The sequence below is a fragment of the Endozoicomonas sp. SESOKO4 genome (assembly GCF_024606275.1).
On sequence record NZ_JAHHPS010000191.1, the window covers coordinates 16,692 to 31,138 of the forward strand.

The 14,447-nt window shown below is 46.3% G+C and carries 13 protein-coding genes; 9 read left to right on the forward strand and 4 right to left on the reverse strand.

Features of this window, described 5'->3' with window-relative positions; genetic code table 11:
* Positions 1–320: 320 nt before the first annotated feature.
* From topA to KDK16_RS03645, 3 genes are all read left to right on the forward strand, one after another.
* Positions 321–2,963: a type I DNA topoisomerase gene (gene topA, locus KDK16_RS03635; RefSeq protein WP_257274719.1), complete on the forward strand. Its 2,643-nt coding sequence runs from the start codon at positions 321–323 to the stop codon at positions 2,961–2,963.
* A 67-nt stretch (positions 2,964–3,030) separates the two neighbouring features.
* On the forward strand, positions 3,031–3,525 hold the full coding sequence (locus tag KDK16_RS03640; RefSeq protein WP_257255008.1) for a DUF6586 family protein: 495 nt from the start codon (positions 3,031–3,033) through the stop codon (positions 3,523–3,525).
* 177 nt (positions 3,526–3,702) lie between these two features.
* The gene (locus KDK16_RS03645) at positions 3,703–4,095 is read left to right on the forward strand and encodes a hypothetical protein (protein ID WP_257255007.1); all 393 of its coding nucleotides are present in this window, start codon (positions 3,703–3,705) and stop codon (positions 4,093–4,095) included.
* A gap of 27 nt (positions 4,096–4,122) precedes the next feature.
* On the opposite strand, the gene KDK16_RS03650 is transcribed toward KDK16_RS03645, so the two are convergent.
* From KDK16_RS03650 to KDK16_RS03660, 3 genes are all read right to left on the reverse strand, one after another.
* A complete protein-coding gene (locus KDK16_RS03650; RefSeq protein ID WP_257255006.1) occupies positions 4,123–4,617 on the reverse strand; it encodes a SulA-like leucine-rich domain-containing protein in 495 nt (164 codons plus the stop codon).
* Between the two features lie 78 nt (positions 4,618–4,695).
* The gene (lexA, locus tag KDK16_RS03655; protein ID WP_306670710.1) at positions 4,696–5,298 is read right to left on the reverse strand and encodes a transcriptional repressor LexA; all 603 of its coding nucleotides are present in this window, start codon (positions 5,296–5,298) and stop codon (positions 4,696–4,698) included.
* Between the two features lie 262 nt (positions 5,299–5,560).
* Positions 5,561–7,948 (reverse strand): serpin family protein, encoded by a 2,388-nt coding sequence (locus tag KDK16_RS03660; protein ID WP_257274720.1) that lies wholly within the window; start codon positions 7,946–7,948, stop codon positions 5,561–5,563.
* Between the two features lie 112 nt (positions 7,949–8,060).
* Between KDK16_RS03660 and KDK16_RS03665 the strand changes: the two genes are divergently transcribed.
* The 4 genes from KDK16_RS03665 (at position 8,061) to KDK16_RS03680 (ending at position 11,667) form a co-directional block, all read left to right on the forward strand.
* Complete coding sequence (locus KDK16_RS03665) at positions 8,061–8,708, forward strand: TetR/AcrR family transcriptional regulator (protein ID WP_257274721.1); 648 nt, start codon at positions 8,061–8,063, stop codon at positions 8,706–8,708.
* A gap of 66 nt (positions 8,709–8,774) precedes the next feature.
* Complete coding sequence (locus KDK16_RS03670) at positions 8,775–9,257, forward strand: L,D-transpeptidase (RefSeq protein WP_257255003.1); 483 nt, start codon at positions 8,775–8,777, stop codon at positions 9,255–9,257.
* A gap of 39 nt (positions 9,258–9,296) precedes the next feature.
* The gene (nagZ, locus tag KDK16_RS03675; protein WP_257274722.1) at positions 9,297–10,343 is read left to right on the forward strand and encodes a beta-N-acetylhexosaminidase; all 1,047 of its coding nucleotides are present in this window, start codon (positions 9,297–9,299) and stop codon (positions 10,341–10,343) included.
* A 403-nt stretch (positions 10,344–10,746) separates the two neighbouring features.
* The gene (locus KDK16_RS03680) at positions 10,747–11,667 is read left to right on the forward strand and encodes a WD40 repeat domain-containing protein (RefSeq protein WP_257274723.1); all 921 of its coding nucleotides are present in this window, start codon (positions 10,747–10,749) and stop codon (positions 11,665–11,667) included.
* Positions 11,668–11,687: 20 nt separating this feature from the next.
* Here KDK16_RS03680 and KDK16_RS03685 read toward each other — a convergent pair whose 3' ends face one another.
* Positions 11,688–11,834, reverse strand: coding sequence for a hypothetical protein (locus tag KDK16_RS03685; protein ID WP_257274724.1), 147 nt, complete (start codon positions 11,832–11,834; stop codon positions 11,688–11,690).
* Between the two features lie 233 nt (positions 11,835–12,067).
* Here KDK16_RS03685 and KDK16_RS03690 point away from each other — a divergent pair, with 233 nt between their 5' ends.
* Positions 12,068–13,177, forward strand: a complete 1,110-nt coding sequence (locus KDK16_RS03690) for a mechanosensitive ion channel family protein (RefSeq protein WP_257274725.1) — start codon at positions 12,068–12,070, stop codon at positions 13,175–13,177.
* A 171-nt stretch (positions 13,178–13,348) separates the two neighbouring features.
* A complete protein-coding gene (locus KDK16_RS03695; RefSeq protein ID WP_257274726.1) occupies positions 13,349–14,425 on the forward strand; it encodes a mechanosensitive ion channel family protein in 1,077 nt (358 codons plus the stop codon).
* Positions 14,426–14,447 lie beyond the last annotated feature (22 nt).

Here is a 14,447-nt window from a genome sequence, read left to right on the forward strand (position 1 = left end):
TGAATAATCATCCTGAAATCTGTCAGGCTTCGCAGTAATTAAATAATCTTTTGATATTCAAGGTAATTATTGCTTATAACCGGGTGGATTAATCATTGTGGCTGTGAAACGATAAATAAGAGGGTCGTTCAAGAAAAAATTGCCATCACTGAAGAGTTTTGCTTGACCGATGTTTTTCTTGACCTTATATATTGAAACAATTTTCAATTCCCGACCTTTCTTGTTTTGGTCGCAGGCAGCACTGAGTGTTTTTAATCTTTTTTCCAGGCTTGTCAGCATAACCGGAACAATGGAGCTGATTACAGGACGTGTAAGGTAGCATGGGTAAATCTCTAGTTATCGTCGAGTCGCCGGCCAAGGCGAAGACTATAAACAAATATCTGGGCAAGGACTTTGTTGTTAAGTCCAGTGTTGGTCACATTCGTGACCTGCCCACCGCGGGTGGCTCCAAGAAGCCTGTGGATCCCAAAGCTCGGGCAAGGGCCGCTGCTGAGACACGTAAGCTATCTCCTGAGCAGAAAATCATCCATAAGAAGCGCAAAGCCAAAGAACAGCTCATTGAAAGAATGGGCATTGACCCTGAAGAAGGGTGGAAAGCCCGTTACGAAATTTTGCCTGGCAAAGAGAAAGTGGTCGATGAGCTTCGACGCCTTGCCGAGTCTGCTGACAAAATCTACCTCGCAACGGATTTGGACCGTGAGGGAGAGGCTATAGCCTGGCATCTTCAGGAGGCCATAGGGGGAGAGCCTGATCGATATCGGCGGGTCGTTTTCAATGAAATTACCAAGAATGCCATCCAGGAAGCCTTCAAGGAGCCGGGTATTCTCAATATTGACCGGGTCAATGCCCAGCAGGCAAGGCGGTTCCTCGACCGCGTAGTGGGTTATATGGTTTCCCCATTGCTCTGGGCGAAAATTGCCCGTGGCCTGTCGGCAGGGCGAGTCCAGTCTGTAGCGGTTAAGTTAATTGTTGAGCGGGAGCGTGAAGTCAGAAGTTTTATCCCGGAAGAGTATTGGGAAGTCTATGCTGACCTGACTACCGGGAGTGGGGAAGTTATTCGCTTCCAAGTCGCCAAAGAAGCCGGTGACGCCTTCAGACCTACCAGTGAGGCCTCCACTGAAGTTGTTCTGGAAAAGCTGAGACGTGCTGATTACCAGCTGACAGAGCGAGAAGATAAGCCGACCCGCAGTCGTCCTTCTGCCCCTTTTATTACCTCAACGCTACAGCAGGCAGCCAGCACCCGTCTTGGATTCAGTGTCAAGAAAACCATGATGATGGCTCAACGCCTCTACGAAGCGGGTCATATTACCTATATGCGTACTGACTCCACCAATCTGAGTCAGGAAGCAGTGGAGAGTGCCCGGGAGTTTATTAATGGTACCTACGGTGCGAAGTATCTGCCAGAGGAGCCAAACCGGTATTCCAGCAAAGAAGGCGCTCAGGAGGCACACGAAGCAATACGTCCTTCCTCTGTGACTGCTCAGCCGGGTTCTATATCCGGACTTGAGAAGGATGCAGAGCGACTCTATGAGCTGATCTGGAGACAATTTGTTGCCTGTCAGATGACGCCCGCGGGGTACCTGAGCACTTCCCTGACGGTCAGAGTGGATGACTTTGATCTGAGGGCGAGAGGCAGAACCCTGAAGTTTGATGGCTACACTCGTGTCATGGCAGCTATTGCCAAGAAGGGTGAAGACATCATTCTGCCCGCCCTGAACAAAGGTGACCCCCTGGATCTGAAAAAACTGGACCCGAAACAACTCTTTACAAAGCCGCCGGCCCGTTTCAGTGAAGCGGCTCTGGTTAAGGAGCTGGAGAAGCGCGGAATTGGAAGACCCTCGACTTATGCTTCCATAATTTCGACCATTCAGGATCGTGGTTATGTATCTCTGAAAAATCGTCGTTTCTATGCCGAGAAAATGGGCGATATTGTCACAGACCGGCTGGTTGAAAATTTCCATGATCTTATGGATTACAACTTTACCGCCAATATGGAGTCAAATCTCGATGTGGTGGCTGAAGGTGGCAAGAACTGGAAGGATCTGCTGGACCATTTCTACAGTGATTTCAGCAACAAGCTGGAGCAGGCTGAAAACGACAGTGATGGCATGCGATCCAATGACCCTTCTCCCACCGACATCAAATGTCCTGAATGTGGCAGGGATATGATGATTCGTACAGCGAGTACTGGCGTCTTCCTGGGCTGTTCCGGTTACTCGCTCCCCCCGAAGGAGCGTTGTAAATGTACGATTAATCTGGTGCCTGGAGAAGAGGTTGAAGATGCTGACGATGAGAATGCTGAAGTTAACGCTTTGCGAGCTATGCATCGTTGTCCCAAGTGTTCTACAGCGATGGAAAGCTATCTGATTGATGAGCAGCGCAAGCTTCATGTCTGTGGTAATAACCCGGACTGCTCCGGCTATGAAGTGGAACAAGGTCAGTTCAAGCTCAAAGGTTATGATGGCCCTGTGCTTGAATGTGACAAATGTGGCTCCGAGATGCAGCTGAAATCGGGACGTTTTGGCAAATACTTTGGTTGCACCAACAGTGAGTGTAAAAACACCCGTAAACTGCTGAAGAGTGGGGAAGCGGCCCCCCCAAAAATGGATCCGGTGCCCATGCCCGAACTTAAGTGTCTGAAAGTGGATGATCACTACATTCTCAGGGACGGTGCCTCCGGACTTTTTCTGGCCGCCAGCCAATTTCCAAAGAATCGTGAGACCCGTGCTCCTCTGGTCAGTGAACTGATCCCTCATCAGGCGGCTATTGATCCTAAATATCATTATCTTCTGGATGCTCCGAGACAGGATGCTGAAGGCAATCCAGCGATAATCCGCTTTAGTCGTAAAACCAAGACTCAGTATGTTATGAGTGAGTCAGAAGGTAAGGCGACGGGGTGGAGTGCTACCTTCCAGGAAGGTAAGTGGGAAGAAAAAGTCACCAGAAAGCGCAAAAAATCCTGATCTGGCCTGTTCAAAAACAAGACCTTCGCGGTGATCCGTGAGGGTCTTTCTATTTGTGAGAATGATTATGTCTGAGCAGTGGCGAGCCTATACCAATAAGAAGTTGCACTATGCCCGTTTACAATTGGGTACTTGGGAAAGAGCAGAACCTTTCGAGCAGGAAGCTTTTCGCGAAGCATTTTTGTTGCATGCTCGTCAGGCATATTTCTCCATGCTGGCAGAGATATTGTCTCCTTATGGTCATCAGTTAAGCCGTCTGATGTCTCTGGAAGAAGCTTACAACTTGGTAAGTGAGCAGGAAGGTGATGTTTCTGAACTCGAGCAGCTAAAACAATTAGAGTTGTCTGACAGCTGGCTGGCAGATTTACTCAAAGCTTATGGCGAAATTTCACTTTTAGACGATGATATACAATCATATTCTAATAAAATCAATACTGCCATGATTGCTTCGGACAGTGCTGGAAGTACAAGAGGTGTTAAAACACCGGAAAGTGCCAAAAGTATTCTTGCTTCCCTCAAGGAATTGGTGGGCCACTTCAGAAATTTCAATCTCGAATGGTGACTTAATCATTTACTGCTCATTCTGCGTTCAACCGTTGGGATCGCCATAGACTGGGGAGTATCTTGTGCCCAGGGAGGGATATAGGTACAAAGTCTTATATAAGCCGGGGTCAACACTCAATGAGCCAGGGGGGGGGCTCTGTAGGTGCGATTCAGACAGGTTTGACAGAGGTACCCTATGACAAAGATCATGCTGTGCTGTTCTGCAGGTATGTCTACCAGTATGCTGGTTAATCATCCTTTCACATTACTCTGCATTGACCTGTTGCATCATGATGCACAATGCTGCATGATTTCCACCTCTTACTCGCTATTTATGGGACGAAATATGGCTGCATCGTTTTTGGAAATTGTGGAACTTCCAACAGGAGAGATTGTTTTGCGACGCAGTGATGAAGAGGGCGAGCCCCTGCTGACCATGAAATTTTCCGGGGAAGCCAAGGAGTATCTTGAAGGAGAGTATCTACAAGTGGCAAAGGTCATGTTTGACGCCGGAATGCGGGAAGTTGCTGAACTGACTCGTCCCCAATCCTCTGAAGAAGAGATTCCTGAGAACAGAGTGCTGCATTGACTCTATCTTCAAGGCAGTGACAGGTTTTCATGCAACCTGCCTGCTGCGAATAGCCAGTCCCTGACACTGTCCATTGCGGGCAGCGCTTTCAAGCTTGATTAGCCACCCTTTATCCAAGTGCCCCAGCCAACTAATGACGGTGTGGCTGGTTCCGGATGCCAGTGCTTTCCGGGTGAGTTCCAGTGTCTGGTGATCATCGTTAGCGCTAAAAATTTGCACCTTGTCATGGTTCAGGTTGCAATTCTTTAACCATTGCAAGGTTCTGGTATCCGATTTGTCTGCCAGAATCAGAGTCAACCAGCGTTCACTGTCACTGGAAAGCTGACTGAGCATTGGTGTCAGGAGTTGTTCGGCCTGCCAGGGTTGTCCTGACAGAATGAGCTCATTAATACTGGGACTGGGAGAGCTTTTATTTTTCTCTGGTAACGTTTTTTTCAGGCTGGAGCGGTTTATGCGAACTGTGTTGCTCTGAAAGCCTGATGTTGAAAAATTGTGCCTTTCACTGCTTGTTCGGTACAGCATGAATCCTTCCTCCTGGCATGGTCCGGTCGCTTTTCGGTGTTCTCACTCAAGTGTACAGGTGCTCATACAACATCCGTTTCAGGACTGATTTCTGATCACCCCGACGCTTAAACCTTCGACCGCGAAAATATCATGAGTGAGATCGACGACAATGGTTTCGAACTCGTCGTTTTCCGGATGGAGTAATACCTTGTTTTTCTGTTTCTCGAATCGTTTAACGGTGACTTCGTCTTCTATCCTGGCGACGACAACCTGACCGTTTCGAACCTCTGTAGTCTTGTGAACGGCCAGCAGGTCACCATCAAGAATCCCGATGTTTTTCATGCTCATCCCTTTGACTCTTAACAAGAAGTCAGCGGCTGGGGTGAAGAAGCCGGGGTTGAGCATCAGGTGGTCTTCGATATGTTCCTGGGCGAGGATCGGGTTACCGGCAGCCACCTGTCCAATGATCGGAAGGCCTTCAGGCTGGCTGTCTGGAATTCGGATACCTCGTGAAGCACCGGGGGTAATTTCGATGGCGCCTTTACGGGCCAGTGCCCTGAGATGTTCTTCTGCCGCATTGGGTGAACGAAAACCGAAGGTCTTGGCGATTTCTGCCCTGGTGGGTGGGAAACCTGTCTCTTCGATATGAGACTTGATCAGGTCCAGTATTTCGGATTGCCGTTTAGTCAGTTTGATCATGGTCACTCAATCTGTTTTTTTATACAGTATCTGTGATTATATACAGTAATATTGCTCTGGCAAGTCATTATGTTAGGTCGGGCCGCGCAGGTCGGGCCGCGATGATGAGCAGCAATTGAACTAAGGGCCGTCAATGATGCATGTGGCAAGCTTTACCTTCCTACTGGTGAATGGTTGACCGATATTCGCAAACTGATTCTGTGAGGCTTTTGTTAAAAAAAATCCGGAGGTGATTAATCTCCGGATTTAGCATTGTATTGATTCATGGTTGATTAAAAGTTAACTTCTCACGCAGCGCGTCCCAGGCTTGAAAAGAAACCTCTAATTGAAAAGGAGAATCACGACCAAAAATCCTGACAAATTTAAAATGTTTGTCTCCAATTGATTTTAATATTCTTTCTCTAAGCTTTTTAGCCTCTTCCAAAGAAGACATCGTGAGTGTTAGCTGCATATGATCTGATTTAGTATTCTGAATATCAAACTCCCCATTCGGATTATAGTTCTGTTGTATTAAAGTACTTACACTCCCCATTGGAGTTTGATCGGTTACTTCTTTTTTAGATGTGAATTGATCATCAGACGTATAAACTTTGCTATCAGAACTGTCATCTTCACTATCAGACATATCATAATCGTTAAAAGTTACCAGATTATCAGAGCTCGGTTTTTCAGCAGGGATAATTGTAGGATTATCTTTGCTGTCAGAAATATAAAAATCAGTGGATTCAGAAGTTATTTTATCAATCATTTTATCCCATTCTCTAATTGAAACATATACTTCAATAGAAAAAAAGCTTTTGTTAACCCGAATTAAATTCCCATTTTTTTCACCAATTGATTCTAATACACTTTCTTTAAACTTTTTAGCACTATCCAAAGAAGAAAAACTGACTGTTAAATTAGTATTGTTTGCATCAGCACTTTGAATATCTAAATACCCATTTGGATTATAAAATTTATTTATATAAGTGCTCACATCAACAGTTTCAAAAGTTCTAAAAGACAGATCTTTTATTAGAGATAAGTTTTTTTGTACTTCTTCCTGTTTATTTAAGAACGGGTTATTAGAACTATCATCATCGCTATCAGATATATCATCATCGCTATCAAATATATCATCTTCGCTATCATACATATCAAAAGGGTTGGAACTTGCCAGTTTTTTAGAATTAGAACTCTGTTTTCCAGCGGTGCTGATTACAGGATCACCATCAAACTCCAAAAAGCTGCCATCCTTTATGACCAGCTCAATTAACCGATTACCTTCTTTGTCTACAATGGCAATGTAGCCAGGGCAGTCAAAATCAAAATGAGAAGTTCCAGATACGCACCTTGTTAAAATTTTTGCAACAGTCGCCATCTTACCGCTAGCACCTTCTTCATCAACAGATAATACGATCTTCTGAAGCACCTCCAGATCCTGATCTGCCGGTAGGCCTAGTCTTGTCAGATCTCCTGCTACTATGTCGGTTCCTAATGCCTCACACATTTTCTCGAGTAACTGAGTGTCGCAACTGTCTTCTACTTTTATTTTGGGTAGCGATAGCTGATATTTCGCTTCTTTATAATTTAATTGTTTAGTCAGCTCATTAATCGTTTCAGAATCAAGATTGTTAATCGCTGTGGCACTTTCTTTACGCGGTTTTATTGCGACCAGTTTAAGATCTTCTCCATTCAAAGATTTGAATTCCTTGGCGATGGCAGCAAATTTGCTGTTAGAAGCACATTGAACCGTTTCAGTTTTAACCATCATTTTTACGTTGTTAATACGAGTTCCATCTGCGCATAGAAAGCTTTGAGGAGCGGTTTTATCTGGAGAAAAACTATCCTCCCAGACACCCCGGAATTCCATTACATTACCTATTGTCGCTGTAACTTCATTCATGCCATCAAACAAATTTTTAATTTTTCCTTTGGTTTTCTCCTTGACAAAATCTTCTGTGACTTCAGCTACGTTCCATTGATTACTTTCCAGCTTTTGAGTTTGATAACATTCAGAGAGTATTTTTTCTAATTGCTCATCCCTGACATGAAAAGCAGAAGCGATAAAGTTAGCGCAAGAGATTAACTGCTCAGGATGGCCTCCGTAAGGGTTGTCTTTGCTGAATTTACCGAGTTCTTTATGGATTTCAGTTTCCAGCTCTTCAGTCAAGGTTCCTTTGGGGATTCCCAAAATGGATTCCTTTTTGGCATTGTCATCTATGCACGCCAGAAGCATGCCCAAAACCGGAGTCAGGCTGGTAGGAGACGCCACCGTGCTTTTTTTGCCCTCACTGTTCAAAATCCCGAATGATACTTTATCAATGAGTTTTTTAGCAATATCAGAAGCCTGTAGTGTGGTCCCGGTGTGTGTGTCTTGCAGATTAAATGGCTGCGAAGACATTGATATTGATTTGATTGAGTGTCCAATAGGTGTCATAGTCGTTTCTCCATCACTTGATAATAATTGATTAGCGTGAATAAACTCACTGCTTCCATGCTTTGTGCTTCCCTGTTTTGCGGCAAGAACATGCTTTGCAGATTGCCGTAGATTATGGGTTGCCTGATTACTATTAGTTAAGTGTTTGTCGTCGATGAAATCACTAACCGATAAGTTAGTGATGGCAACAATTTGCACCCTGTAATAGTGTTGAGCAATGGTCCGTACCACTGACTCGTTGGGTTAACTCGATGAGGCTTTGCTACTAGTGGCCTTGACAGCTGAGGGTAAGAAACGTAGGTTCTAAACAGTCGTTTATTAATCTTATAAAATTCCCCGGATCATGGCACAACCTTCAACCGTAGAGAGAATTCTGGATTCAGCCGAGCTGCTCTTCGCCGAACATGGCTTCGCAGAAACCTCCTTAAGAACCATTACAAGACAGGCAGGGGTTAACCTGGCTGCAGTGAACTATCACTTTGGCTCCAAAAAAGCGTTGATACAGGCAGTATTTGCGCGTTTTCTGGCTCCCTTTATGGAGGGGCTGAATACCACTCTGGATCAGTGGTCAGATCACAGTGAACAACCTGATCTTGAAGCTGTGCTTCAGATACTGGTTGACCATATTCTTGCTGTGAAACCCAGAAGGCCGGATGACATCTCTATTTTCATGAAACTCATGGGGCTGGCATTCACCCAGAACCAGGGGCACTTGAAACGTTATCTGACCGAAACCTATGGAACTGTCTTCAGTCGATACTTTGAGTTACTGTTCAGGGCCTGTCCTGACCTTCCGATTGCCGATAAATTCTGGCGTACCTACTTTAGTCTCGGTTCTGCTGTCTTCTCTGTATCCGGTGCTGATGCGCTCCTGTCCATCGCCAAGAGAGACTACGACATTGATGACAATCTTGAGAATATCATGAGAAGAATGGTGCCGTTTATGGCAGCCGGTCTGCGTGCTCATGCCACCCATGATAGTGGCCGATAATGTTTATTCTGCATGCAGGCTCTTAAGCCTGAGGCACTGCGAAGCCAATCAATACGAGATTCAGCTGTGCATATTAATGTTCGAATTGCCTCACAGACTCTGGAGTTGATGCAGGAGGGGGTAGAAACGATCTGTTACTCTGTCTCCACTGCCAGTAAGGGGACAGGTCAGCAGGAAGGTAGCTGGCAGACTCCCCTTGGTCATCATATTATTCGAGCTAAAATAGGTGACGGCCTTCCTCTCAATGCAGTGTTTGTAGGAAGGCGATACACGGGTGAGATTTATTCTCCGGAACTACAACAACAATACTCTGAACGTCGGGACTGGATCTTAAGCCGCATTCTCTGGCTAAGTGGCCTGGAACCCGGTTACAACCGTTTGGGAAATGTCGATACTATGCGACGATATATCTATATCCATGGAGCGCCTGATTCCGCTGTGATGGGGGAGCCGGGTTCAAGAGGCTGCGTTAGGATGCATGGTCATGACATGATTGATTTATTTGACCGGGTTGTTCCGGGAACTACCATTGATATTCTGCCAGAGTAGTCTTATCGCATGCAGTCAGGTCAGGAGAACAGGAAAAGTATGAATACGCATGGTCAAAACGATGCGAAAAATAATGGTGTTCTGATCATTGACCTTGAAGGTCAGACACTCCAACCCGAAGAGCGGGAATTACTCCTGCATCCTGGCGTTGCTGGCGTATTGTTTTTCGCCAGAAATTTTCAAGATCGCAAACAGTTGTGTGACCTGGTCAGTGACATCAGAAGTATCCGGCAGAATCTGATTCTGATGGTCGATCAGGAAGGTGGCAGGGTGCAGCGTTTCAGGAACGACTTTACCCGTCTGCCGCCGGCAGAACATTACGCCAGATATTTCAATTGCGATCCTCAGAAAGCGCTCGAGTTGATTGAAGATTGCGGTTGGCTTATGGCAGAAGAGCTTCTTTCCAGCGGTCTTGACCTCAGTCTGGCTCCAGTACTGGATTTGAATCTTGGGCTGACCGAAATAGTGGGCGATCGTGCGTTAGGCAGTGAGACTGAAAACGTCATTAAACTGGCTACTGCATGGTGCAGCGGTGTCCATGAATCAGGAATGGCCTGTGTCGGTAAACATTTTCCAGGCCATGGCAGTGTCAACGAAGACTCTCACTTGACCCTGCCTCGGGACAACCGTTCGCTAAACGCCATCCGGCAGCAAGACATGGTGCCATTCAAAACGTTGATAGAGCAGGGTATAGAAGCGATTATGCCCGCTCACATTGTCTTTTCTGAAGTGGATGATCAGCCTTGTGGTTTTTCTTCAATCTGGTTGAAAGATATTCTTAGAGAGCAGATTGGTTTTAGTGGAGTAGTTATTAGCGACTGTTTGACTATGGAAGGTGCCGCTTCAGCGGGAAGTTATACTCTCCGGGTTGAAAAAGCCTTGAATGCGGGTTGTGATCTCTTGTTACTCAGCAATAGGAAGGGGGTCCGGGAAGTTCTGCCCTGGCTTGAACAGTCTTCTTTCTGTCCGCCTGATTTTTCTTCACTTGAGGCCAGCGGCGGTCGAGCTTTGGAAGAACTGGTTACTCTGGATCGATATTTGAGTTGTAAGGACAGACTGGACTACCTTTCTGAACGATTCAAATGATTGTTCATAATGCGTCATATGCAGTGGGTGTTGTCTTTGGTGTCCATGTTCATTCCTTTCTCTCTTTATTCACCATAACTATCGCTCAACCTCTGAAAATAGCTATGACCCTATGTCGGATAAAAAGCAGCACATTTTCAGTTTTATAACACCATGTGTGACTTTTTCAGGTGTTCCGACAGCGGCAGGACTCATTATCAAAATACTTGGCCAATTGACTTATGACGGTTTCTATCTTGCGGTGGATTCGAACACACTGTGAACGACTGGACATCGCAGGAAAAAGGTGAAGCCAGTATTGTTGAAAATAGTTCCAGATTGCTATATATGGGAAAAATTTGACTGAACGCGAAATCCTAACTTTAATCGCAAAATCTGGTTCTTTTTATAATGCGTTGTTTACATGAGCCTGTATAAATACGCTTTTTTTCCGGTTCTGGCTATTTCCCTTTTGTGCCCGGCACCGACCGCGATTGCGTCGGTACCCATCGACCCGGTTCTGATCCACACCCTTACCCTGGACCCCAATCAGCCACCCATCACACCGCCCACTCTTAACAAGAACCATTGCGCACCACACGGAGCTTTCAGCATTGTCTGGCGTCAGGACGGCAGGTACATGGCGGTGGGGGTAGGTTCAGGTTCAGGGGATCGCAAATGTGGTTATACAGGCCCTGTGCTGATCTTTGATATGACCGACCCTCAGAGCCCCCTGTTGGTGAACACTCTTAACGATGCAACAGACTGGATACGAAGCTTGGCCTACCACCCCGACGGCACCCTGCTGGCGGCTGGAGGGGATGACGGAAAAGTCAGACTCTATAATGGCACCCACCCGGCCATGCCTCTGTTTTCTCTGAACGATGCAACAGACTTGATAGCAATCCTGGCTTACCACCCCGACGGAACCCTGCTGGCGGCTGGAGAGGATGACAAAGTCAGAATCTATAATGGCACCCACCCGGCCATACCTCTGTACACCCTGGACGATGCAACAGACTGGGTACAAAGCCTGGCCTACCACCCCGACGGAACCCTGCTGGTGGCTGGAGGGGCTGATGGAAAGGTCAGGATCTATCAGGTGGCAGAAAAAAATAACGCCGTCAGCAGTACCTCTGTGACGCCTAAAGCCACCTCGGTTAACACCTTCAACGAAGCGATAAGCAGTACCTTTAGCGAAGCCATAAGCAGCACCTTCAGTGAAGTGATAAGCAGTACCTCCAGCGAAGCCATAAGCAGTACCTCCAGCGAAGCCATGCCCCCCAATACAGTACCCGTGTCGTTGGTGACGTCGGTGATCTTTACCGGCACCCATTCCCTGTAGAATCTGGCGACAGTGGTATGTCAGCGGGCGGCACGACCGGGGTTGTAATCGGCACACTGGCCGCTGTGAGCATTTTGGTGGCGGCTGTGACAGTGGGCGTAGTCGTTTACTTTAAGCGATTCAGATCCGTAGAATTGAATAAGGTTTAGGGCTTGGGAATTTTTCATCAAATTCTTCCAGTTGCTTCTGGCTTCGCAAACCAGCAAAAACTTCTCTCTGCAGTGCAGCTCGCACATCACTGTGAACAGTCATTACGAGATCAATTTTCTGTTGTATTCTGTGCTCCATAGGGTGGTTATTTTCCGCTCTCCAAGATACAGACTTGATAGAATGATTTCTCTCATAGGGATAGAATCATGCTCACTGTTAAGTGTGCTGTTTACTATCCGGAAGTCGAATAATGTCTTTTTCTCTCCCTTTTCTTAAGGAACTGGATATTCCTCAATGGGTTATCCAGGTCGTTATTGTCGTGCTCATTTCAGGTGTTATCAATCTAATCGCCTCCAGAGTGTTTGCCCATCTTTCAAGGGATGATCGCACTCATCTAACACCTTGGAATGATGCAGTTATCAGGGGGCTCAGAACCCCTGTGACACTGCTGATCTGGGTCATCGGTTTCTCCTGGGCTGTCGATGTTATTGCCAAGGCTACGGATGCTGTGTTGCTGGACGGACTGAGTAATCTGAGGGATGTCATTATCATCACTCTGGTGGGTTGGAGCATAATCCGTTTCATTCGTCAGCTGGAACGAAACTTCCTGAATCCTGATCTGACTTCTAATAAACCTAATGATCCAACCACCGTTGTAGCCATTGGCAGGTTAATCAGAATCGTGATCATCATTACCTGTGTTCTCTTTATATTACAGTCACTTGGCTACAGTATTTCAGGTCTTTTGGCGTTTGGTGGTGTGGGTGGTTTGGCGGTCGGTTACGCTGCCAAGGATATGCTGGCCAATTTTTTTGGTGGTCTGATGATCTATCTTGATAAACCCTTCCGCGTAGGTGACTGGATTCGTTCGCCGGATAAGAACATTGAAGGTTATGTGGAATACATTGGCTGGAGACAAACCCGCATCAAGACATTTGAAAAGCGACCACTCTATGTTCCCAATGCCACTTTCGCCAGCATTTCCGTTGAGAATCCTTCACGTATGGAGAATAGAAGAATCAAGGAAATTGTCGGTCTGAGGTATCAGGATGGTCATCAGGTGGAAGCTATTGTTGGGGAAATTCGTCAGTACCTGCAAGATAACAATGAAATCGCCAAAGACAAGATAGTCCTTGTGTCGTTTAATGCCTTTGGTCCTTCTAGTCTTGATATCTTTATCTATTGCTTTACCTGCACCACAGACTGGGCAGAGTACCTCAGGGTGAAACAGGAAGTTCTGGTCAGGATAATGGGTATTATCCATTCATATAATGCTGATATTGCCTTCCCGACCCAAACGCTTGATCTTCCGGAAGAGTGGCTCAGTTATTCAGAGCAGGCACCAGCAAAACCGGCTTAACCTGCTGAGTACGGCCAGTTAATTTCTTCTGTTTATGCAGTGAAATCAAGCGGGGTAAAATGCTTTCAGATTTTACCCCTCAAGAATAATTTCAATGGTCTAAATATAACTGGGAGGGTGACAGCCGATATTCCCCTTACCATTGGGTTTTTCTTGTACGAGGAGCAGGCAATGTTCTGGGAAGATCTTCTTAAGGGGGATAACGTCCATCTACTAACAGCGCCTTTAGCTGCACTTATCGTTTCCTGGTTTAGCCACATTTTCCTCAGGCGATGGGCTCAATCCGAGAATCAATCGGTAAGGGCTTGTCTGGCCTCGGCTTTTCGACCACCTCTGCTGCTTCTGCCCTGGCTACTTTGTTTTTTTTATTATGCTCACTGGTTTATTGATCACACTGAAGAGGAAGGCCATGACTGGCTGGAAATCTCAGAAACTGTCACCTCGGTATTACTCCCTCTCTGGATTGTCCTGAGACTCACCAGACAATTACCGGCCATCGCCATGATCTCAGGCGTTCAGGATAAAGATCTCGACCTGGCCAGAACCCTGTCCCGGTTTATTCATATCGTTCTGATTGTTCTGGCGGTAATGATTCTGGCACAAAAGTTAGGCTACTCCCTCTCTGCGCTACTGACCTTTGGGGGGGTGGGTGGCCTGATTGTAGGTATGGCTGCCCGGGAGTGGTTGGCAAACTTTTTTGGCGGTTTGATGTTGATGCTGGACAAACCCTTTAAGGAAGGCGATTGGATTCGTTCTCCGGACCGACAGATAGAAGGGCACGTAGAACATATTGGTTGGCGGTTAACCCAGATAAGAAATTTTGATCGCAGGCCCGTGTTTGTGCCGAATTCGGTCTTCACCAGTATTGTCCTGGAAAACCCATCCAGGATGCGTAACCGACGGGTTGTTGAAAACTTTGGTATTCGTTATGAGGATCTGGATAAGATTCCAGCCATCATGAATCAGGTCACGGAAGGTTTTCTACAGCATCCTGAGCTGGATTGCTCAGAGCCCTATTATGCGCGTTTTCTCAAATACGGAGATTCATCACTGGAGTGTCAAGTCAGAGTACATGTGATTCCCAAGGGAAGAGTTGACTTTGTCAGAGTTCAGGAAGGTGTCATGTTGATCATTGCTTCTGCGGTACAAAAAGCAGGGGCAGAGTTTGCCTATCCGGTAATGAAAGTGATTCATGAGGCGAATGTTGAAAAGGAAGTAAGCAAATCTCCAAATAAGGAGATCCGCTGATTAAGATGAAATAACAGCAGGC

Coding starts and splice junctions, on each gene's coding strand:
- KDK16_RS03640 (WP_257255008.1), top strand. CDS start 3,031: ATGTCTGAGCAGTGGCGAGCCTATACCAATAAGAAGTTGCACTATGCC.
- topA (WP_257274719.1), top strand. CDS start 321: ATGGGTAAATCTCTAGTTATCGTCGAGTCGCCGGCCAAGGCGAAGACT.
- KDK16_RS03680 (WP_257274723.1), top strand. CDS start 10,747: ATGAGCCTGTATAAATACGCTTTTTTTCCGGTTCTGGCTATTTCCCTT.
- lexA (WP_306670710.1), bottom strand. CDS start 5,298: ATGATCAAACTGACTAAACGGCAATCCGAAATACTGGACCTGATCAAG.
- KDK16_RS03685 (WP_257274724.1), bottom strand. CDS start 11,834: ATGAAAAATTCCCAAGCCCTAAACCTTATTCAATTCTACGGATCTGAA.
- KDK16_RS03665 (WP_257274721.1), top strand. CDS start 8,061: ATGGCACAACCTTCAACCGTAGAGAGAATTCTGGATTCAGCCGAGCTG.
- KDK16_RS03690 (WP_257274725.1), top strand. CDS start 12,068: ATGTCTTTTTCTCTCCCTTTTCTTAAGGAACTGGATATTCCTCAATGG.
- nagZ (WP_257274722.1), top strand. CDS start 9,297: ATGAATACGCATGGTCAAAACGATGCGAAAAATAATGGTGTTCTGATC.
- KDK16_RS03645 (WP_257255007.1), top strand. CDS start 3,703: ATGACAAAGATCATGCTGTGCTGTTCTGCAGGTATGTCTACCAGTATG.
- KDK16_RS03695 (WP_257274726.1), top strand. CDS start 13,349: ATGTTCTGGGAAGATCTTCTTAAGGGGGATAACGTCCATCTACTAACA.
- KDK16_RS03650 (WP_257255006.1), bottom strand. CDS start 4,617: ATGCTGTACCGAACAAGCAGTGAAAGGCACAATTTTTCAACATCAGGC.